The following is a 20,753-nucleotide window of genomic DNA, read 5'->3' as shown; positions in this document are numbered from 1 at the left end:
GCATAGCCAAACGCCAACCGAGTGAGAGAGCGAATAAAAAAGGAAGCCAAAGCTTCCTTTTTTTGTTTCAACGTTTAGACGCCATATTTCACGCGGTAGGCTTCCATTTTTGCTAAAGCTTTTGTTTCACCTTTAGCCTCTAAATAATTCATCAAATCTTTCATGGTCACCAGTGCATGCACAGGAATTTCCAATTCTTTTTGCACTTCTTGGATCGCAGACAGTTCACCTTGACCTTTTTCTTGACGGTCTAATGCCACCAACACACCTGCAATCTGCGCACCTGCATTTTTCAAAATGGTGACTACTTCACGGATCGCTGTACCCGCAGTAATCACATCATCAATAATCCAAACTTTTTTACCTGCAACGGACGCACCAACCAAGACCCCGCCTTCACCATGATCTTTGGCTTCTTTACGGTTAAACCCCCAAGGCACACTCACGCCATGGTTTTGCGACAACGCCACAGCTGTCGCTGCAACAAAAGGAATTCCTTTATATGCAGGACCAAAAACCACCTCAACATTGTTGCATTCTGTCAGTTTGGCTGCATAGCCAGAAGCCAAGAGAGACAAGGCTTCTCCGTCATTGAGTAGACCTGCATTAAAAAAATAAGGACTCACACGACCCGATTTTAAAGTAAACTCACCAAATTTAAGCACGCCACGTGATAATGCGAGTTCGATAAAAGCTTGAGGGTTAAATGTCGCTTGCGTTGTCATGCGGTGCTCCGAATTTTCAAATTGAGGTAAGACTTGCGCATGATACCAAAGAGTAGCTATCCAAGTGATCAAAAAATTTTACGTGTGGTTTCAATTAACGTAAATGGTCTACGTTCTGCAGAAAAAAAAGGGATTTTTGATTGGATTTCCACATCAGATGCTGATGTGATTTGCATGCAAGAATCTCGTATCACTCACGAACAATGGACGGATAAATTTAAACCTGAAGGTTGGCATACCCACCTGTTCCCTGCCGAACGTCCAGGTTATGCAGGCACTGCCATTTATAGCCGTCTACCCTTTGTTTCAGTCACGGATGGGCTTGGTTTTGAATTGGCCGATTCTCAAGGTCGCTTTATTTCCGCTGAATTTGACTTAGGTTTAGGCCAAACCGCACATATTTGTTCACTCTATTTACCCTCGGGTTCTTCTGGCGAAGAAGCACAAGTACGTAAAGATCACTTTTTAGAAGAATACAAACAAATTTTGAAACAATGGCGTGAAGAAAATAAGTCCGTGATTGTCTGTGGTGACTACAACATCGTGCATAAACGCATCGACATTAAAAACTGGTCTGGCAATCAAAAAGCCTCAGGCTGTTTACCGCATGAGCGTGCTTGGCTTGATCACATTTATGATGAACTTGGCTATGTCGATACTTTCCGTGAAGTTCGTCAAGAAGCAGAACTTTATTCATGGTGGTCAAACCGTGGGCAAGCCCGTGCCAAAAATGTGGGTTGGCGGATTGACTATCAAGCTTGCTCCCCTGACTGGAAAGCCCGTACAGTCAATGCTTGGGTCTATAAAGAGACTTGGTTTAGCGATCATGCACCCGTTATTATTGACTATCAAATCTAGTGAAATATCCACTTTTCACCCATACTCAGTGAACAAGTGTTTACTGAGTATGGGTTTTTAACTTACATTATCTGCCGTTTTTTGAGTCTTTTTCTGATCAATCAATCAGTGCATTATGTTTCCACGGCAAAGGGACGATGTCAGGATGACAGCACAAGGACAGGAAGCCGTAGGATGAAATTGAACAAGCTATAGTTTTAGTTTGCTCTCAAGGATGTGACAATGGACGTTGTAATGAGACCCGCATGATCAGGATGATTAAATGCGGGTTTTCTCTTTTTTAGTCTCTTCTTTTTTAATTATTATTCTTAGATTAGCATTTTAACAATTCTCTTCTTCTTGATTTCTATTTTAAATACCTTTTATGACAAACACATGACGTTTTCAGATTAAAACACGGCACTAGAGCCATCCTCTTTTTTCGGCTACTCTAAACCCAGATTAAAAGCAAAAAGGGTTTCCCATGTTGAAGGTTTATGGCATTAAAAATTGTAACTCGATGAAGAAAGCATTCGACCTACTGAGTGAATTAGGTTTGGCCTATGAATTTCATGATTATAAAAAACAAGGGATTGATGCTATAACCGTAAAAACATGGCTGGATCAACTAGGTGCTGATCTCGTTCTGAATAAAAAAGGCACCACTTGGCGTAAACTGACCGAAGCAGAACAACAGACCGCTTTAGCTTCAGAGCAAGGATTAATTGATGCACTCACCACTTACCACAGCCTGATTAAGCGCCCTGTCATTGCGACAGCAAATGGTTTTATTGTAGGTTTCGATGAAGATGCAATTCGCGCCTTAAAGGCATAACAAAAATAAAAAAGCCGAGCAATTGCTCGGCTTTTTTAGACTATATATTAATTCACACGAATCCATGTTTGGTTACGACCTAAAGCAGCAACGCCAAGATAACCACGGAGTTCAAGCTTTTTACCCCCCGAAGTTAACTCACCTTTTAAGCTGTAAGTTTTACCATTTTTCGGATCCAAAATTTTACCATCATCGTATTTTGTACCACCGACATTTTTTAGACCATGTACGATTGTCAAACCTTTCAATGATTTGTTTTTATACGGACCTTCACATTTCGTACATGCATTTTCTTCACCAGGTGTCAGAATGCTTTGAATACTGCCAGTTAAAGTTCCATTTTTCTGCTCAGTGAATTTCACAACCGCACGCGGTTGCTTCGTTTTGTCATCAATCGTTTTCCAAACTGTGCCATTAAGTGGATCTGCTGCGTGAGTTAGAGCGGCCAATCCCAGTACGCTTAATGCAAGTGCAATTTTTTTCATTTTTTGTCATTTCCCTAGTCTAGTATAGACGACTATCATTATTAAAAAGTCACAACAATTTTTCAATTTTTCAATGTGACTAATTAGTGTAACCTTGTAAATTATGTTGGTAAATACACAAACTCAAGGTAAAACAAATAATAAAATGGAATAACTATGAAGATTGCCGATCCATGGAAACAAATTATTACAGAGCAGTTTTTAAAAACCACGATTCGAACCCCGAGTCGATTTAGCCTCCCTCCCAGTAGTCAGCGTTTTCTCATTGAACAAATGTGTCGTGCATTCCCACTCAATAAATCCGTTCAAATCCGCCCTCTGCGTCTTGCAGGCTTGCGTGCGGAAGAACTGAAAGCTGAAACCGAGGCCACTCAGCTCATTTTGCACATTCATGGCGGGGCTTTCTTTTTAGGTTCAATGAATACCCACCGCGCATTTGTCTCAGACCTTGCTGCAAGCACGCACATGCAGGTGATCCATCTGGATTATCCTTTGTCACCTGAGCATCCTTATCCTGAGGCCATTGATGCACTATTAGATGTATACCAAGTTTTATTAGCACAAGGGATACAAGCCAAAGACATTATTTTATCTGGCGATTCTTGTGGTGCAAATCTAGCATTGGCTTTAGCACTGCGTATTCGCGATGAACAACTCTCACAGGTTAGTGGACTGATTCTACTCTCGCCTTTCTTGGACTTAAGTTTAACCAGTGAATCTATTCGCTATAACCGCCAGTTAGATGCGCTGTTATCCATTGAAGCCCTTGAAACGGGCATTGAGTACTATCTACCCAAGCAAATTGATTCTGCTGACCCACTTGTCTCTCCATTATTTGATGATTTATCCGATCTGCCTCCGACTCTCGTGCAAGTTGGTTCAAAAGAAATTCTGTTAGATGATGCACAACGGTTTAGAGATAAAGCAACAAAAGCCGGTGTGGACGTGACCTTTAAACTCTACACGGGCATGTGGCATAACTTCCAAATGTTTAATGCATGGTTTCCCGAAGCCAAAATGGCCTTGGACGATATTGCCACTTTTGCTCAATCACTCGACCAAGACTAGATATCATTAGTTCAATAAAAAAAGGTCAGCCTGAGGCTGACCGAGTGAGGAATCATGAAACTGCTTTTTATTGTGATTAGATGGTTTTTACCTGTGCCAATGCTGCTGTAATGGCTTGATCTTTCAACTCTGGCCCCATATTCACACCCTCTGCACGAATGATTTCAACATCTGTCACGCCAGTAAAGTTAAACACTGTTTTCAAAAAACCTTCTTGGAAATCAACAGGGCTGTTGTCGCCATAAACACCACCACGACTACTGGCGATATATGCTTTTTTGTCACCAGCCAAACCTACAGGACCATTTTCTGTATATTTAAAAGTACGACCAGCAACACTAATGCGGTCAATCCATGCTTTTAATGTTGAGGTAATCCCGAAGTTATACATTGCTGCGCCGATGACCACGACATCTGCATCGAGGTACTGTTGAATAATGCGTTCACCTAAAGCCGATTGCTCTGCATTTTGCCCCATCAAGATTTCCGCATCTAAATGTGGAATTGGTTGTGTCGCCAAATCCAAATACTCAACTTGGGCTTGAGGATGCTTTTCTATAAGTTGCGACACAATGGCTTGGCTTAACTGACGAGACACGGAAGCATCAGACATAATACTTGAATCAATGTGTAAAACTTTCATGGGATATTCCAGACTAATCTTTCTTTAATAGGAGCATACTAAAAGAATTGCCCTACCAGAATAATGCACTTCAGTAAAACACTATGTTTCAAAAATAGAACACTTTTCCCTTTTTGTAGGGATGTTTTTACTATGATTTTAGGTGCTATCTTGTATTTCAATTTTAAAATTAATGATAATGATATTTAAATTAAAAAATAATACGAAAATAAAAGGATAAGAATATTGAATGAATTCACTAGCCGTTGCCTCTAAAAAATTAACGAAAAATAAACTTTCTCGCTATCTACTTGAAGAGGAAGTCATTATGAATTGGAGTACATTGAAAAAATGTATTCTGATGCTTATTTTAGCCTGTACCATCCATATTGCTTGGCTAGGCTGGGATACGTTTATTCTAATGAACCCTCAATACTGGCAGGTGGTCAATATCGAGTTTGTTCGCATTCAATTTGTGCTGAATTCTATTTTTTGTTTGGTGCTCTTAGGGCTGATTTACCCCTGCTATGCTTTACAGGATCGCGCATGGGTGCAACGCTTTTTACCTTATGTCGCCATCGGTATCTTTGTGATTTCACTTTGCCAAGACAGCTATTTTGTTGGGGTTTTAAGCCCAATGACCATGATTGCCTACATTTGTTTACTGACGCTGGGTTTAGTGCTGTTTAAACGCAAAATTATTTATATGATGCTAATTCCTGCCACGAGTTTTTTAGTTTTTTCAGGATATCTGAGTTTTATTGACGTTGTCCCTTACTCCCCTCTTTTTATCATTGATGGGAAGCTTTTTCTTAATGGCTTCTGGTTATTTTCGATGTTGTATTTCATTACTCCGATCTTAATCACTTGCTTAATTTTATTTGAAATTTTACTTAGCCAGTGGCGTCATCGTGAACAACAGATCCAAAGTTTAAGTCAGATTGATCCCCTCACCAACACGCTTAACCGACGCAGTATTAGCCAAAACTTAGAAAACTTAGGTCATGAAAAACATTCTCCTTATGCAATTGTGCTACTAGATCTCGATCTGTTTAAAAATATCAATGATCAGTTCGGACACCATATGGGAGATGCAGTTTTAATTGCAGTCGGTCAAAAATTGAGTGAGCATTTACGTGAACAGGATATCGTAGGTCGCTATGGTGGCGAAGAGTTTATATTAATCTTAAAGCGTTCTTCGCAACATCGTGCGCGCCGTATTGCAGAACGTTGTCGGGCAGCCATTGAATCTTTGGTTATTGAAAATGAAGATGGACGTTCGATTCGTATCACCGCCAGTTTCGGTATTGCCCTATCTGCACATAAATTAAAACCCCAACAATTATTAAACCAAGCTGACAAAGCACTTTATGCAGCGAAAGCCGGAGGACGGAATCAAATTAAATGCTATTTTGAAATCGGTGCTTCTGAAATTGAATACGAGTCCAAATGCCGTGATAACCCTCATATTCCACGTCATTAGACAGCTTCTTCTAATCCAGAATGGATCCAAGCACTGACAGCAGGATGCTTGATTATCTGTTGCATATAGTGCTGGCTTTGCTCAGATACGGGCAATGCATAACTCTTGAGACGCATCACCACAGGTGCATAAAAGGCATCGGCTATACAGAAATTGCCAAATAAAAAAGCATGCGCGTCTGCACGTTTAGCCCAAATGTGTTCAATCCGCGCAACATCTGCTCTTAATGCCGCATGCTTCTTCCAAAGTGCTTGACCTTCGGCTGTGCTGTATTGCATCTGAAGATTCATTGGGCACAATTCACGCAGTGCCATAAAACTACTGTGCATTTCACCACTGATGCTTCGTGCTTGCGCTCTTAAGGCTTTAGCTCTTGGCCAAAGTGCTAAGTCTGGATGTTGCTCAGCCAAATATTCACAAATCGCTAAAGAGTCCCAAATTCTAAATTCTCCTACATCTAAAACAGGTACTTGAGCATTGGCATGAATATGGGATAGTTGCTCTTTAAAACTGGGGTTTGTCGCATCAAAGCGAACAAGTACCTCTTCAAAGTCGATGTTAAATGCGGTTAAAACCAACCACGCTCGCATTGACCAACTGGAGGAGTTTTTATTGGCAATATATAAACGTTGCATCACCCTTCTCCCTCAGGTTTAAAAACGTTGTAATTGAGCTAAAAGTTCAGCCTCAGTAAATGCACCTGTTAAACGTAAACCGCGAATTTCTTGTTGTGAGGCATCTAAAAATAAATAGGTGGGTGGCCCTAAAATATCCCACTGGTTTAACAGCACTTGATGGGTTGCATCATAATGACTCAAATCCAGTTTAATTAAATAATACGGCGCAAGTGCCTGTTGTACTGTGGCAGATTTTAAAATACGGTGTTCAATCGGCTGACAGGCAATACACCAATCCGCATAGACATCAATCACGATTTTTTGGCCTTTCGGTGCTTGTGCTAATAACTGCTGAAACTCTGCCGCCGTACTTGCGACATGCCAATGCGCAGAGTCTGTCACTGGTGACTCAAAAAAACGTTGACTCTGTTGATATTGGTTATAGCTAATATAAGACCCGCCAATCAGCAACGCCACGATATATAACACACGTAACTGGGTTTTATTCCACATTAAACGATATAACACATAGCCAATAAAGCTTAAGCCTAGGACTAAACTTAGCAGTTGCATCCATGTCTCAGAAAGCATTGGGCGAATAAAATACAGCGCCAAAGCCAACATAATAAAAGCAAATAACACCCGAATTTGATTCATCCATAACCCTGCACGTGGCAAGATTTTAGCCCCCAATATACTGGCAAGCAGAAGTGGCGTTCCCATCCCAAAGCCTAAAGTGAACAATAAAACTGCACCTTGCCACTGGCTTTGCGTTTGTGAAATGAACAATAAAGCACCAGCCAAAGGGGCTGTCATACAAGGGCCAACCAACAAGGCAGAAATCATACCCATGATTCCCGCACTGAGCAGACTGCCCCCTTTTTGCATGGACTGAATATGATCAAGTTTATTGACCAGCACTTGAGGCAGTTTAAGCTCAAATAGTCCAAATAAATTTAACGCGAATAAGACAAAAAGCAGGCTAAAGGCAATGAGGGTTGAAGGCTGCTGCAACCAACGCTGAAAATTCAAACCTGCGGAGGATGCAACCAACCCCAAAATGGCATAAACCATCGCCATACTGCAGACAAAGACCAAAGCAATCATCCATGCTTTAAGACCTTTACTGTCTCGTATAATGAGAGAAGTTAAAATCGGTAACATGGGTAAAGAACACGGTGTAAACGCGAGCAGGATGCCGAGCCCAAAGAACAGCAATAAGCCATAAGCCAACGAGCTCTTAGCCAATTCCTCTGACCACATTTGGTCTTGGGCTGCGGAATCATCAGCGCTTAATGTTACTTGTTCAGATGTCACATTTGTCTCTAAGGACTGCGCTTGAGTATTCGACTGCGCTGCCAAATCTAACAGCCGTTTTGAACCACTGGCCTGATCTTGCAGGCTGATCAAGCCATTAACATCAGTTTTAAATTCAATGGTTTGTGGTGGATAGCAAATGCGATCTTTGGCACAACCCTGCCAAGTCACCTGATAGGTTTGCGAAGCTTGTGTATTTAAATCAAATTGTACTTGTTGATAATAAACTTGGGTATGCCCATAGTTTTCATCATATAAATCATGGGCTGGAGGTAGCTCTAACTTAAGCACCTGTCCTGCCTGTTTCACTTCAAATTTGTGCTGATAGATATAATAGTGTTCAGGGATATCCCAATGTAGCTGAGCACTATGCTCAGTTGTGGACTCCACTGTAAATGGAAACGCATCCTTCGCTGAAAGCAGTGGAGTTTCTGCATGAACGTTTAGAATACTGGCCCAAATACACAGATTGATAATCAATACTGATAGCACCAGATACCACGTTCTTCCGTTCTTCCCCTGTTCCAGATGAAGATGCTTTTCCATAATGTTTTCTTTTTCTAATTAAAATAAGTATGAAATGCCAAGGGCTGAGTAATAGCTTTTATCTGAACCATCTAAGTCAACGCCAACACTTGCATCCAGTTGCATCCGCTGATTGACCGCATACATTAAACCTGTACCCAGTGCATATTCATTATCTTGGCTTTCTGCTTTACGGTAAACCAATTCAGAGAAGCCACTGAGTTTATCGGTAAATTGGTACTCGAGTGTCGGAATTGCAGAAATTGCCCAATCACTATTTTGAACTTCATAACGCATGGTGATAGATGTTGTCACGAGATCGCTATAATCATAAGACACAGCAGAAGTCAGACTATAAATATCATCTTCATTGGTGAAACCATCATTGCCTGTAGCAATAACCGCTTCAGCTAATACGGCCATACTCAAACGTTCATCATCCAGTGGAATAGCCGCTTTTACACCCACACTGACATCACCCAAACCATCTGTTTCAGACTTGTTACCCGCTACTTTCACTTGCTGCCACGACGGACCTGCCCAACCCAATTGTAATTCGATGTTTTTTGCTAGACCTGTGCGGAACAACATATCTGCATTTAAGTTGGTGGTTTTTACTTTTTCCCCATCGGCAGTGGTGGATTCAACATAATTTGCATTGGCTAAGCCCTGCTCCCATGCCAACTGACCCACAGGCGTAATGCCAGTACCCATACCCGAGCCAGGGCGGTCAAAGGAAAAATCTGCAGCCATCGCATTCATACTGAATCCAGCTGTGACACATAAACCCAAATGTTTTAATTTCATCATGATTTTCTCGCTGTTTAGGCTAATTCTTTTGACATTTTTGCACCGTGCTGACGAAGCAACTCTAAAGTTTGCTTTTCTTCAGCTAATGCTTCGGCCCAGTTAATTTCATCAAATTCACAATCAAAGAACAAATCGCTAATCGAAGATAAAATAGTCAAACCATCTTCATCTTTGGTGTTTGGATCGACTTTCTCATCCAATAAGCGTTTGACTGCGGGCGCACATGCAGCACTTGCAGCATCCCAAAGTGGGCCATAAATTTCCTCTGTATCCCACAAATGTAAATTCGCTTTTGCTTGAATTAACTGTTCTAAAATTTCTAAATGTACCGCTAGGCTATCTTGCTTTTCTTGTGCTGATAAAGGTGTACCCGCTTCATACGCTTCGCAAATTGCTTCCCACCATTTAAATAAGCCATCTGACCAAACTGAAATCACAGGTCCTTTTTCAGAGTCAATAAAATTTGGATTTAATCCATCTGCTAATAAACGTTGAACTTGCTGAAGATCTAATTCTTCAAGTGCTTGCACGAAAGCTTGTTGTTGCGCGGTTAACATGGAGAGGACGCTCTTCAATTCAGTTTTATTCTATTATGCCGAATAAACGGAACATTTGTTATCCGTAATGTTGGATAAAAGTGAGTGCCAAACATGAAAAAAGCCCCAAATCTGGGGCTTTTTAAAATTCCGTGAGGTTTATTCTTCCTCATCCTCTAGGCCATCATCCTGATCTGCATAAACAGGTTGCCCAGCACGTGGTTTATCATTCCTTTCAAAGGTATGTTCTAGGCTACGTTTGAGGCGATCAATCGCACCATGAATCGCCGTATCGACATTATGACCTTTATGATTTACAACCACGGGTTTTAAACCTGCAGGACGAGCTTCAATCATACATTGAATGTCGTCATCTCCGCCTTTATGGCTATTGGCATCACTCAGATGCACTGAAAAATGGGTAATACGTTCACTGTGACGTTGGAATTCTTGATTGAGCTCTGCACGTACATAACTAATTAAACGGTCACTATTTTGAATGTTTTTATCTGTACGGATTTCTATGTTCATAAAATAACATCCTCTCTTTATTTGACTCTTTTCTGTGCAAAACTTTTTTATCTTGGCACACTTGTAGCTTACTGTTTTAACAGCATACGACCATCTTCAATTTCTATTGGAAAGCAACCTCCCCTGATTGAATGATGAACACTTTTGAGTCTGCAGATCTGTGTCCTTCTACTTTGAATATCGGGCCTAACTCAAAATTATGCAAGTGATATTTTAAAAAAAATATGAAAAGGATACTTATTGTGACAAGCACTTACTTACGTGGCCAAGAACTCATTGATTCTATTCAAACTTCTGCCTATTCACGTGACCTAATTGGCTATGCAGGAACCCCACCACACGCTCACTGGCCCAATCAAGCACGCATTGCACTACAGTTTGTTTTGAACTATGAAGAAGGGGCTGAAAACCATGTTGAGCATGGTGATGCTGGTTCTGAGCAGTTCCTATCTGAGTTGGTTGGTGCAGCGAGTTTTCCTGCTCAGCATCGCTCCATGGATTCCATGTATGAATATGGCTCACGAGCAGGTTTTTGGCGCATCCATGCGGAGTTTCAAAAACGTGGACTCCCGATGACCATCTTTGGGGTAGGTATGGCACTGGCACGTAATCCACCTATTGTCGAAGCAATCAAACAAGCCCAATACGATGTGGTCTCTCATGGACAACGTTGGTTGCACTATCAAAATGTCGATATTGAAACCGAGTATCAACATATGGATCAGGCCTTGAGCGTACTTGAAACATTATTGGGTCAAACTCCCATCGGCTGGTATACGGGCCGAGACAGCCCCAATACACGTCAATTGCTCGCAGCGTTTCCACAGATTCAATATGACTCGGACTACTATGGCGACGATTTACCGTTTTGGACCACATTAACGCAAACCGATGGCACCACACGTCCTCATCTGATTATTCCCTATACACTTGAATGCAATGATATGAAGTTCAGTTCCGCAGGTGGCTTTAGTACAGGAGAGCATTTTTTCCAATATTTAAAGGACAGTTTTGATGTGTTGTATAACGAAGGTGAAAGCAGTCCGAAAATGATGTCGATTGGCATGCACTGCCGTCTTCTCGGTCGTCCGGGTCGCTTTAAAGCCTTACAACGCTTTCTCGATTACGTTCAGAGCCATGAAAAAGTTTGGATCTGTCGTCGCTCAGAGATTGCTGAACATTGGTATCAACATCATGCCCCCAATATGTGAAGCCTCATGTAAATAGGAGCCTCTTTTGGGCGCTTATTTAGCTATTTTGGGGTGTAAATTTGTCTGTATTTGGCACTGATATTGCAAAGTTTTAGCTATTCTTTTTAAACATCAGGTCAAAATAGTGCATCTGAACGAATTTAATCAATCCCCCCCTGCCGAACTCGAAAACCGATTAAAACACTGCGTGCCTATTCAAAGTTGGGGGCAAGCCATTATTGCAGCCCGCCCCTTTTTATCTATACAAAAGGTACTTGATTACGCGACTCAACTCAGCCAGACATGGACATGGGACGAGGTTCAATCTGCTCTAGATATGCATCCAAGGATTGGAGAGAAGCGAGCCAAAACTGAACTTAGCCCAACCGAACAAGCTTTTTCAGAACGTGAACAGGCCCAACTCCAAAGCAATAAAGAGACTCAACAGGCATTGATCACCGCCAACATCGCTTATGAAAAAAAATATGGCTACATCTTCTTAATCAAGGCTTCAGGTTTAAATGTGAATGATATTTTAACGGCACTGAACTATCGACTAAAAAACGACCCTGAAACGGAACAACGCATCGTCAAACAGCAGTTATCTGAAATTGCTATCCTTCGCCTTACACAGGAGCTTACCGCATGATCAGCACCCATATTTTAGATACTGCTTTAGGTCAACCTGCAGCTCAGGTCGATGTGAGATTATTCAATCATGTTGGCGAATTATTGGCTTGTGCACAAACCAATATAGATGGTCGTATTCAAGCAGCAGATTTTGGCTTAGAAGCACTCATTTCTGGAGAGTATGCACTTGAGTTCAATACAAAGGATTATTTCGAAAAACAAGGCCTTGAAACATTTTTCCCCAAAGCTGTGATTCATTTTTATATCCAAAATACCGAGCAACACTATCACATTCCTCTGCTGATCAGCCCTTTTGCTTATTCCACTTACCGTGGAAGCTAAGCACAACACAAACCAACAGAATATGGGGAAACACAACATGACAAAACTCAATAAAAGCCTCTCTCCAGAACATGAGTATTTGGGGGCGACTAAAAGTGTAGCTTACGGTTTGCAACATGTGCTCACTATGTATGGTGGAATTGTTGCACCCCCACTGATTATTGGTACTGCAGCAGGCTTAAACGCGGCACAGATTGGTTTACTCATTGCTGCGGCGTTGTTTGTCGGCGGTTTAGCCACTATTTTACAAACCATAGGGGTGAAATACATTGGGGCACAACTTCCTTTGGTGCAAGGCGTTTCTTTTGCAGGGGTCGCTACCATGGTGGCGATTGTCACTACAGGTGGAGGGCTGCCCGCAGTTTATGGTGCAGTCATCGTTGCATCATTGATTGGCTTTTTCTTAGCCCCTTATTTTTCCAAAATTATTCGCTTTTTTCCCCCTGTCGTCACAGGTTCCGTCATCACCATCATTGGTTTATCCCTCCTGCCTGTTGCTATCCGTTGGATGATGGGTGGCAATAAAACGGCACCGAACTGGGGAAGTGTTGAAAATATCAGTTTGGCTCTCCTAACTTTAGCAATCGTGATTGGACTGAATATGCTTCAAAGCCCGACCATGCGCCGGTTGTCAATTCTAGTATCAATTATTCTAGGTACATGCATCGCCTATATTCTAGGTTTTGGTGACTTTAGCCACATCACCAATGGTGCTTGGATTCAAGCCCCGAGTGTTTTTGCTTTTGGGCTTCCTGTTTTTGAATTCACCGCAATTCTTTCAATGCTGATTGTGACTTTAGTCATTATGACGGAAACCACTGCCGACATTATTGCAGTAGGTGAAATTGTTGGAACGAAGGTTGATGCTGAGCGCATTGCAGCAGGTTTACGTGCAGATATGCTATCGAGTGCGGCAGCACCCATTTTGGGTTCCTTTATGCAAAGTGCTTTTGCGCAAAACGTCGGTCTGGTTGCCATTACAGGAATTAAAAGCCGCTTTGTAGTGGCTGCAGGTGGTGGCATTTTAGTGACCTTGGGGTTATTGCCTATCATGGGGCGCTTGATTGCGGCTATTCCATTCCCAGTTTTAGGTGGGGCAGGTTTAGTTTTATTTGGAACAGTAGCTGCTAGTGGCATCCGAACATTGGCTAAAGTTGACTATAATGAGCAAAAAAATCTAATTATAGTTGCAACTTCAATTGCAGCAGGCATGATTCCAATCATAGATTATTCTTTCTTTATAAACTTCCCCAAATGGGTGCAAACCCTGTTCCATTCTGGGATCAGTTCGACCTGTATCATGGCGATATTATTAAATTTATTATTCAATCATCTTCCTTCTTCAAAAAGAAAGTCTGTCACTAAAAATAAAATACTTCAGGAAGCCCACCACTAAACCATTTGGTAAAAAAAGTGTAATAAATAACCTTTTTTTATGATCCATCTCCATCACGTTCGTCAAATTTGGCTTTATTTTTGCTTAATAATCGGTATCCTTGTATCCGATTTTTTGGGGAATATTCATGAAACTGACTCAAATTGCTGCTTTCGTAGCATTATCTTCTGCTGCGGCAATTTCTCAAGCTGCGCCGATCTGGCAAGACTTTAGCCTCACTGCTTTATACGGTGAAAACTATGCGCATCCTGTAAATATGGATGACAATAACCAGCAAACAACGGCTACTGTCGAATATACAGCTAAATTGAAATATGGTGACTTTTTCGGCTTCGCTGACCGTGCTCACAATGATTTCGAAAACAGCACATATTTCGAGCTTTCGCCTCGCCTAAGCTTAAGTGCTGTTACAGGAACTAAACTAGAAGCTGGTCCAATTAAAGATATTTTAATTGCGGGAACATGGGAAGCAAACAGCTCGAATTACTCAGGTGCAGACTTCAACAACTACCTCTATGGTATTGGTTTTGATCTTGCTATTCCTTATTTCCAATATGCACAGTTGAACTTCTATAAAGCGGATAATGAGAAAGGAACAACTGATGACTACCAAATGACTGCTGTCTATGGTATTCCAGTGAAATTAGGTTCTGAAGATTTCCTTGTTGATGGCTTCCTTGACTGGTCAACAGGTGAAAATGCAGGTCATGCAAGTGAATTAAACTGGACAACACAATGGAAATGGAATGTTGGTAAACACATTTCTCCAGATACACGTCTTTATGTGGGTGTTGAACACTCTGTATGGAACAACAAATACGGCATCAAAGGTTTAGACCAAAATGACGTTAGTGCATTAATCAAATACCACTTCTAATTCACTTTTGTGAATATCCAAAAGCAAGACTTCTGTCTTGCTTTTTTTTATGTAAAAGCAGCATGATAAAGCTCCAATACAACGACTCAGCCTTCCATGTCTTTTATCATCCGCTCTGCTACTGAACACGATTTGCCTGCCATTCAAAATATTTACAATGCTGAAGTTCTACATGGTATGGCAACGTGGAATGAACATGCATATGATTTAGCGCATTTTCAAAAACAGTTACAACACTTTAAAAATCAGCAATTTCCATTTTGTGTAATGGAAGACCAAGAGAAAAAGGTGATTGCAGGATTTGCAGACTATGCCACTTTCCGTAATTTTTCAGGCTATCGTTTTACCGTTGAGCATTCTATTTATATTTCACCCAACTATGCACGTCAGGGTTTAGGTAAACAACTTTTAGCCTATTTGATTGAACAAGCAAAAATACAGCAAATGCATGTCATGGTTGCAGGAATTGACCATGCCAATCTTGCATCAATTGCATTACACGAAAAATTCGGCTTCGTACAAACAGGCTATATGCCACAAGTGGGACAAAAATTTGGCCAATGGCGTGATCTAGTACTGATGCAATTGATGTTAAATCAGTGAGATTGGCGTTAAATTGTCACTGGTTACACTGATCACAGCGTAATTATGCTTTGCTGCTTGTTCATAAAAATTTTTGAGTTGAGCAAACAGCAAGCTCAACTCCGCAAATTGCAGTTCTATCGACTCAGTCCGAATCCCATGCTCCTGCTCTAGGCGCTTTAAACAAGTAGTTTGCATATGCTTTTTAAAGTCATCAATATCGAGTTTCCCTAATGCTTCTTCGACTTCAACTACACGAACTGCCGTGTTATAGCGCACCTCTGTGAGTTGTTTCTGACGTTCCGATAAATGATGTTCAGCTTGTACACTCAAAGCCAGTAAGGAAGTTCCAGACTTAAAACTCCCCTGCAACAACGTTTGTAAGATCTTCCAGTTTGAGCCTAAAAGCAGACGTGATTCAAGCTGTTGCGAATCCAATACATCTTGCACAGCAGTCGACTCTAAAATCAGCATTTCTAAAGCATTGGGTTGAATACTTAATAATAATGTGTCCATATGGCTGCTCTTATTGTTGTTACTTTCCATTAGCTTAACGCGTCTGAAATCCAACTGCTCAATCAATTTGTATGAGTAATTTTCACAAAAACGCAAAGGACAGTGGTCCTTTACTCCGAGCTTAAATACGCCACAAAAAATATCCCCTAATCCAGCGGATTACCCACAATATTACTAATAATTCCCTTCATGATATGAGGGCCTTGCTCAGTACGTAAGTCCTCATACCATGCCTGGGTTACACTTTCATCTTTCATATGGGTCACATCACAACGTTTACGTGCGCGTAGCACCATTTCTCCTGTACGTTCATTGCGTTTATTTTGATAACGACGTAACGAGTCTTGTAAGCCCAAAGTATTAATTTGTAGTGCGCGTGCCAAATAAATGGCATCCTCCATCGCCTGACAACCGCCTTGCCCAATATCAGGCGTTGTACTATGTGCTGCATCTCCGACGATCACCACACGACCTTTATAGAAGTCAGTAAATGGCTCAATATCATGAATTTCGACACGATTAGTCTGCTGTTCATTCATTGCATCAATGAGGCTTTGCACAGGCGCACACCAATTTTGAAAATACTCTTTCAACTTTTTTTTATATTGATTTCGATCATTTTCCAAACCAACTGGAAGAGGCACATCAAAAAAGAAATAGAAGCGATTGTCAGAAACTGGCATAAGTGAAGCACGCTTCCCCTCGCCAACAAATGTCGTCCATTGATCTGCTGGTGCTAAATCACTAGATATTTCAACTAAACCATTCCAGTTGACGTAACCAGCGTAACGGCGTTCAACTTGATCACCAAGAACATACGCTCGAGTCAAAGAGTGAGTTCCATCTGCTCCAACCAATAATTCTGTTTGGATTTCTGTTCCATCTGCAAAGCGAACTGTGACCATATCATTGTGCTCTGCTAAAGACAGCATTTTTTTACCGAGCTTGATATCCTGACGCCCAAATTCATCCATCAACATGTTTTGTAGTTCGGCACGCGAAACAGGATACGGTCGCTGTCCAACCTCTTCAATCAAAGGATACAAGCTGAACTGGGTCATGACATCCCCCGTTAAACCATCAACATAAGCCAAATGGTCCATCTGCCCACCTAGGCGTGCGACTTGGTGGGTTAAGCCCAAATAATTCAGGCACTTCACACCATTTGACCACAATGAAATGGCTGCACCTACAGGTAAAATATGCTCTGTTTGCTCATAAATGGTGACTCGATGCCCAAATTTCTTCAATGCGATTCCTGTCGTTAAACCACCCATCCCTGCACCAATAATTGCAATTTCCATCTGTTCCTCTTTTTCAAATTTGTATCATTCAGATTGAAAAAGCGAAAAGCATGCCATCTTTGAGCCCTTCATTTATGTCCATCAAAAGTTGGCATACGCTGTGCTACATAAAGGAAAGAAAGTAATTTCATTTTCGTAAAATTGGCAGATAAATTTCTTTATTTTTAAAACGAAAAATCACCTATTGATGACCCTAAACACGGACCTATTTCATGGCAACCTTATTTGCACCTAGCTTTGAGCTTCCTACGAATATACAACAATTGACCAATCTGGCAGATCTGCGTATTGGGGCTGAAGTGATTGAATGCTCGGATGATTTTTTTGCTGAAGCCAAACGCATGTTGCAATTTGACGCTCCAGTTTTTGTGGAGGATAAATTTGACGATCACGGAAAATGGATGGATGGTTGGGAAACACGGCGTAAGCGCCATGCAGGTTACGACTGGGCCATAGTCAAACTTGGAGTCGCAGGAAAAATTAAAGCTTTTGATATCGACACGACATTCTTTACTGGCAATTATCCTGCTTCCGCGGCTATTGAAGCCTGTTATGCACCAAAGGGTAACTTTGAAGATGTGGAATGGCACCAAATTTTACCAAACAGTATATTGGGACCTAGCCAGCACCATATTTTTGAGGTTAAAACTGAAATGGTGTATACCCATATTCGTTTAAATATTTATCCTGATGGTGGCATCGCGCGTCTTCGTGTTTATGGTGATGTGCAAACCCAAATTACCGACCACAATCAAATATTAGATCTGTTGGCATTGGAAAATGGAGGACGCGTCATTGCATATAGTGATGCCCATTTTGGACATCCCCGTAATTTAATTAATCCCGGTAGAGGGATCAATATGGGCGATGGCTGGGAAACTAAACGTCGTCGGGCACCTGGTTTTGACTGGTGCATTTTAGCCTTGGGGCAAGCAGGCTCTATTGAAAAAATTGAAATTGACACTGCACATTTTAAAGGCAATTACCCAGCTGAAGTTTCAGTTCAAGCCATTTATATTGAAGATGCTACCGACCCACAACTGATTCCACAAAGTATGTTTTGGCCCTTTTTATTAGAGGCGAAAACCATGCAAATGGATCATATCCATTGTTATGCCAATGAAATTTTAACACAGAACAAAGTGTCCCATATTCGGGTCAATATGATTCCCGACGGTGGCATTAGTCGCATTCGTCTATGGGGTAAAATTGTCTAATTTATATTCAAATTGACATGATTAGCTCAATTATTTTTTTAGATTTATGCTGTTATATTTTCATATATGCATCAGTTTTGAAAATACAGTTTTCATTTGGAAGAAACCCATGCCCCATCATATTTTGATTCAACCGATTAGCAATGAAAATTTTGCCGAGTTTGGTGATGTGATTAGCTGCCGAGGGCATGATTTTTTCCATATTAATGATGCACACACTGAGCGCTATCATGCCTTGGCTGAAACTGAAATTATGGGCCATGCAAAAGTTGGTATTAGTATCTTTCGAAATATCCAGACCACTACACTTCCTGTTGAAATTTCAATGTTGGAACGTCACCCCAAAGGCTCTCAAGCGTTCATCCCGATGCACGGTCAAAAATTTCTAGTGTTGGTTGCGCCAAGTTTGGATACGGATCGACCTGATATTTGTAAATTACAGGCTTTTATTACAGATGGTTCGCAGGGTGTGAATTATCATATAGGGACATGGCACCATCCACTTTTAACACTGGAATCTCCTAGTGATTTTGCCGTTATTGATCGAATTGGGACTGGACATAATTGTGATGTTTTTCAGTTTGATGAAAAAATTCAAATTATGCTTCTCGATCGTCCCTAACCCAGTATTTATGCGTTAGTATCTCATTTAATTATTCAGAATAATCAGAGGGATAAATGGCAAAATTTTTAAACACGAGTGGCACTAATTTTTTTCTTGAAGAACTCATCAAAAATGCCAAAGAACGCCTCATTTTAATTAGTCCTTATCTACGTTTAAATGACCGAATCAAAGAACTTTTAGAAGATAAAGATCGCCTAAAAATTGATATCCGTATTGTTTATGGAAAGAGTGATTTACATCCAGACGAAATCAAATGGATGCAAAAATTAGATTTTGTCCGAGTTAGCTTTTGCAAAAATTTGCATGCAAAATGCTATATCAATGAAAGTGAATGTATTATTTCCAGTCTAAACCTTTATGAGTTCAGCCAAGTCAATAACAATGAAATGGGAATCTTAGTCCGTAAATATGAAGACACTGAAGTTTTCAAAGATGCTTATGAAGAAGCTCAACGAATTATCCGAATTAGCGATGAAGTACGTATTACCCTAGATGAAGTAAAAACAGAAATACCTCCAGTTTCAGAAGTGGCAGATCGTGAAGAAGACATCATTTTTACAAAACTAACGACTGCGAAACTCGCTGCAAAAGTTGGAATTAAAACTCCAGACTTATTGGAAAAATTAGTCAATAAAGGCTATTTAAACCTTACAGAAAATGGTAAGCATTTTCTGACAGACTCAGGAAAAGCTATTGGTGGCGAATTTAGAACGGGTCAATATGGTATTTATTTTCTATGGAACGAAAATACAGAGATTTAAAAACATTAAATTTTCCAATTTCTAAAAGAATTAGAAACAATAAATCCATCTAAACCTCCCCTTTAGCAGGGAGGCTTTTCGTCACTTGTTCAACAGAGGGGAAAATAACGAGACTTAAATCGCCACCAATTCTCGAATACCTTTTGCAGGCATTTCACTGCCTGCCCCTTGTGCAATCACTTGCCCACGGGCCATAACGGTATATGTATCAGCCAATTCTTCGGCAAAGTCATAAAACTGCTCAACCAAAACCACCGCCATCTCACCACCATCCGCCAGTTTACGAATCACTCGGCCAATGTCTTTGATAATAGAAGGTTGAATGCCTTCTGTGGGTTCATCCAATATTAACACCCGCGGTTCTGACGCTAAAGCACGCGCAATCGCCAATTGCTGCTGCTGTCCACCCGATAAATCTCCACCACGACGATGTTTCATTTCATCTAATACGGGGAATATTTCATACAAATGTTCAGGTACTTTTCGGGTTTTAGCCCCCTTAAACTTGGCCATGCCAATCAGGATATTTTCTTCAACAGTTAGGGTCGAAAAAATATCACGGCCTTGTGGCACGTAAGCCAAACCTGCACGAACACGTTGTTCAGGATTCATCTTCGAGATGTCCTTACCATCAAGTAAAATTTGGCCCGACTTGATCGGTAAAATCCCCATCAGACATTTCAGTAAGGTGGTTTTTCCAACACCATTCCGCCCCAACACCACCGAGCACTCTCCCACAGGGGCCTGAAATGAAACATCTCTTAAAATATGACTGCCACCGTAAAACTGATTGACGTCTTTGACTTCTAACATGGTCGGCTCCTTAACGTCCTAAGTATTTCTCAATCACATTTTCATTGGCCTGTACCTCTGCCAATGTGCCTTCAGCTAAAATCGACCCTTGAGCCAGTACCGTCACTTT

The 20,753-nt window shown here is 41.0% G+C and carries 24 protein-coding genes and 1 pseudogene; 13 read left to right on the top strand and 12 right to left on the bottom strand.

All coding sequences use genetic code 11. From position 1 onward, the window contains the following. Positions 1-74: 74 nt before the first annotated feature. Entirely contained in the window at positions 75-725 is a 651-nt protein-coding gene (gene pyrE / locus B4F08_RS13620) for an orotate phosphoribosyltransferase (RefSeq protein ID WP_234304342.1), read from the bottom strand. 39 nt (positions 726-764) lie between these two features. Between pyrE and B4F08_RS13615 the strand changes: the two genes are divergently transcribed. Together B4F08_RS13615 and B4F08_RS13610 are read left to right on the top strand one after the other, a co-directional pair. Continuing rightward, entirely contained in the window at positions 765-1,583 is an 819-nt protein-coding gene (locus tag B4F08_RS13615) for an exodeoxyribonuclease III (RefSeq protein ID WP_110974615.1), read from the top strand. Between the two features lie 463 nt (positions 1,584-2,046). After that, the gene (locus B4F08_RS13610; RefSeq protein WP_291374775.1) at positions 2,047-2,397 is read left to right on the top strand and encodes a Spx/MgsR family RNA polymerase-binding regulatory protein; all 351 of its coding nucleotides are present in this window, start codon (positions 2,047-2,049) and stop codon (positions 2,395-2,397) included. Positions 2,398-2,444: 47 nt separating this feature from the next. On the opposite strand, the gene B4F08_RS13605 is transcribed toward B4F08_RS13610, so the two are convergent. Beyond that, complete coding sequence (locus B4F08_RS13605; RefSeq protein WP_086210277.1) at positions 2,445-2,882, bottom strand: DUF2147 domain-containing protein; 438 nt, start codon at positions 2,880-2,882, stop codon at positions 2,445-2,447. A gap of 156 nt (positions 2,883-3,038) precedes the next feature. Here B4F08_RS13605 and B4F08_RS13600 point away from each other — a divergent pair, with 156 nt between their 5' ends. Then, a complete protein-coding gene (locus B4F08_RS13600) occupies positions 3,039-3,950 on the top strand; it encodes an alpha/beta hydrolase (protein ID WP_086210278.1) in 912 nt (303 codons plus the stop codon). A gap of 76 nt (positions 3,951-4,026) precedes the next feature. Here the strand turns inward: B4F08_RS13600 and B4F08_RS13595 are convergent, their stop codons facing one another. After that, positions 4,027-4,593 carry an FMN-dependent NADH-azoreductase gene (locus B4F08_RS13595; protein WP_119063311.1) on the bottom strand — a complete coding sequence of 189 codons (567 nt, stop codon included), beginning with the start codon at positions 4,591-4,593 and terminating at the stop codon, positions 4,027-4,029. Between the two features lie 229 nt (positions 4,594-4,822). Here B4F08_RS13595 and B4F08_RS13590 point away from each other — a divergent pair, with 229 nt between their 5' ends. Then, positions 4,823-6,055, top strand: a complete 1,233-nt coding sequence (locus tag B4F08_RS13590) for a GGDEF domain-containing protein (protein WP_162900248.1) — start codon at positions 4,823-4,825, stop codon at positions 6,053-6,055. On the opposite strand, the gene B4F08_RS13585 is transcribed toward B4F08_RS13590, so the two are convergent. The 5 genes from B4F08_RS13585 to B4F08_RS13565 all read right to left on the bottom strand — a co-directional run bounded on the left by B4F08_RS13585 (position 6,052) and on the right by B4F08_RS13565 (position 10,391). Beyond that, entirely contained in the window at positions 6,052-6,690 is a 639-nt protein-coding gene (locus tag B4F08_RS13585; protein ID WP_291374772.1) for a glutathione S-transferase family protein, read from the bottom strand. The two genes, B4F08_RS13590 and B4F08_RS13585, sit on opposite strands and share 4 nt — an antisense overlap. Positions 6,691-6,708: 18 nt before the next feature. Beyond that, a complete protein-coding gene (dsbD, locus tag B4F08_RS13580) occupies positions 6,709-8,535 on the bottom strand; it encodes a protein-disulfide reductase DsbD (RefSeq protein WP_291374771.1) in 1,827 nt (608 codons plus the stop codon). Positions 8,536-8,553: 18 nt separating this feature from the next. Then, a complete protein-coding gene (locus B4F08_RS13575) occupies positions 8,554-9,324 on the bottom strand; it encodes a transporter (RefSeq protein ID WP_119063314.1) in 771 nt (256 codons plus the stop codon). A 14-nt stretch (positions 9,325-9,338) separates the two neighbouring features. Then, positions 9,339-9,881: an ankyrin repeat domain-containing protein gene (locus B4F08_RS13570; protein ID WP_291374768.1), complete on the bottom strand. Its 543-nt coding sequence runs from the start codon at positions 9,879-9,881 to the stop codon at positions 9,339-9,341. A 138-nt stretch (positions 9,882-10,019) separates the two neighbouring features. After that, complete coding sequence (locus B4F08_RS13565) at positions 10,020-10,391, bottom strand: HPF/RaiA family ribosome-associated protein (protein ID WP_086210284.1); 372 nt, start codon at positions 10,389-10,391, stop codon at positions 10,020-10,022. A 242-nt stretch (positions 10,392-10,633) separates the two neighbouring features. Between B4F08_RS13565 and puuE the strand changes: the two genes are divergently transcribed. From puuE to B4F08_RS13535, 6 genes are all read left to right on the top strand, one after another. Beyond that, positions 10,634-11,602: an allantoinase PuuE gene (gene puuE / locus B4F08_RS13560; RefSeq protein WP_119063315.1), complete on the top strand. Its 969-nt coding sequence runs from the start codon at positions 10,634-10,636 to the stop codon at positions 11,600-11,602. Positions 11,603-11,726: 124 nt separating this feature from the next. Further along, complete coding sequence (uraD, locus tag B4F08_RS13555) at positions 11,727-12,230, top strand: 2-oxo-4-hydroxy-4-carboxy-5-ureidoimidazoline decarboxylase (RefSeq protein ID WP_291374765.1); 504 nt, start codon at positions 11,727-11,729, stop codon at positions 12,228-12,230. Continuing rightward, the gene (gene uraH, locus B4F08_RS13550) at positions 12,227-12,553 is read left to right on the top strand and encodes a hydroxyisourate hydrolase (RefSeq protein ID WP_110974606.1); all 327 of its coding nucleotides are present in this window, start codon (positions 12,227-12,229) and stop codon (positions 12,551-12,553) included. The genes uraD and uraH overlap by 4 nt, the downstream gene beginning before the upstream one ends. A gap of 37 nt (positions 12,554-12,590) precedes the next feature. Continuing rightward, on the top strand, positions 12,591-13,949 hold the full coding sequence (locus B4F08_RS13545; protein ID WP_291374763.1) for a nucleobase:cation symporter-2 family protein: 1,359 nt from the start codon (positions 12,591-12,593) through the stop codon (positions 13,947-13,949). A 127-nt stretch (positions 13,950-14,076) separates the two neighbouring features. Then, positions 14,077-14,826 (top strand): outer membrane protein OmpK, encoded by a 750-nt coding sequence (locus B4F08_RS13540; protein ID WP_119063318.1) that lies wholly within the window; start codon positions 14,077-14,079, stop codon positions 14,824-14,826. Positions 14,827-14,922: 96 nt separating this feature from the next. Further along, positions 14,923-15,429 carry a GNAT family N-acetyltransferase gene (locus B4F08_RS13535; RefSeq protein ID WP_291374762.1) on the top strand — a complete coding sequence of 169 codons (507 nt, stop codon included), beginning with the start codon at positions 14,923-14,925 and terminating at the stop codon, positions 15,427-15,429. On the opposite strand, the gene B4F08_RS13530 is transcribed toward B4F08_RS13535, so the two are convergent. Both B4F08_RS13530 and hpxO read right to left on the bottom strand, forming a co-directional pair. Beyond that, the gene (locus tag B4F08_RS13530; protein ID WP_110974604.1) at positions 15,418-15,924 is read right to left on the bottom strand and encodes a DUF1877 family protein; all 507 of its coding nucleotides are present in this window, start codon (positions 15,922-15,924) and stop codon (positions 15,418-15,420) included. The genes B4F08_RS13535 and B4F08_RS13530 overlap by 12 nt on opposite strands. 146 nt (positions 15,925-16,070) lie before the next feature. Then, a complete protein-coding gene (gene hpxO / locus B4F08_RS13525; protein WP_086210292.1) occupies positions 16,071-17,228 on the bottom strand; it encodes an FAD-dependent urate hydroxylase HpxO in 1,158 nt (385 codons plus the stop codon). Positions 17,229-17,440: 212 nt separating this feature from the next. Here hpxO and alc point away from each other — a divergent pair, with 212 nt between their 5' ends. The 3 genes from alc to B4F08_RS13510 all read left to right on the top strand — a co-directional run bounded on the left by alc (position 17,441) and on the right by B4F08_RS13510 (position 19,831). Beyond that, positions 17,441-18,445: an allantoicase gene (gene alc / locus B4F08_RS13520; RefSeq protein ID WP_291374761.1), complete on the top strand. Its 1,005-nt coding sequence runs from the start codon at positions 17,441-17,443 to the stop codon at positions 18,443-18,445. 109 nt (positions 18,446-18,554) lie between these two features. After that, entirely contained in the window at positions 18,555-19,067 is a 513-nt protein-coding gene (locus B4F08_RS13515; RefSeq protein ID WP_291374759.1) for an ureidoglycolate lyase, read from the top strand. A gap of 56 nt (positions 19,068-19,123) precedes the next feature. Then, on the top strand, positions 19,124-19,831 hold the full coding sequence (locus B4F08_RS13510; protein ID WP_291374757.1) for a phospholipase D family protein: 708 nt from the start codon (positions 19,124-19,126) through the stop codon (positions 19,829-19,831). A gap of 114 nt (positions 19,832-19,945) precedes the next feature. On the opposite strand, the gene urtE is transcribed toward B4F08_RS13510, so the two are convergent. Together urtE and B4F08_RS13500 are read right to left on the bottom strand one after the other, a co-directional pair. Then, positions 19,946-20,644 carry an urea ABC transporter ATP-binding subunit UrtE gene (urtE, locus tag B4F08_RS13505; RefSeq protein WP_086210296.1) on the bottom strand — a complete coding sequence of 233 codons (699 nt, stop codon included), beginning with the start codon at positions 20,642-20,644 and terminating at the stop codon, positions 19,946-19,948. Positions 20,645-20,654: 10 nt separating this feature from the next. Next, positions 20,655-20,753, bottom strand: a pseudogene (locus B4F08_RS13500) (ABC transporter ATP-binding protein); the annotation flags it as partial.

Source organism: Acinetobacter sp. UBA6720, assembly GCF_002454215.1.
GTDB lineage: Bacteria > Pseudomonadota > Gammaproteobacteria > Pseudomonadales > Moraxellaceae > Acinetobacter.
Note: the sequence above shows the minus strand (reverse complement) of the source record. Positions and strands in the feature narration are given on the sequence as shown.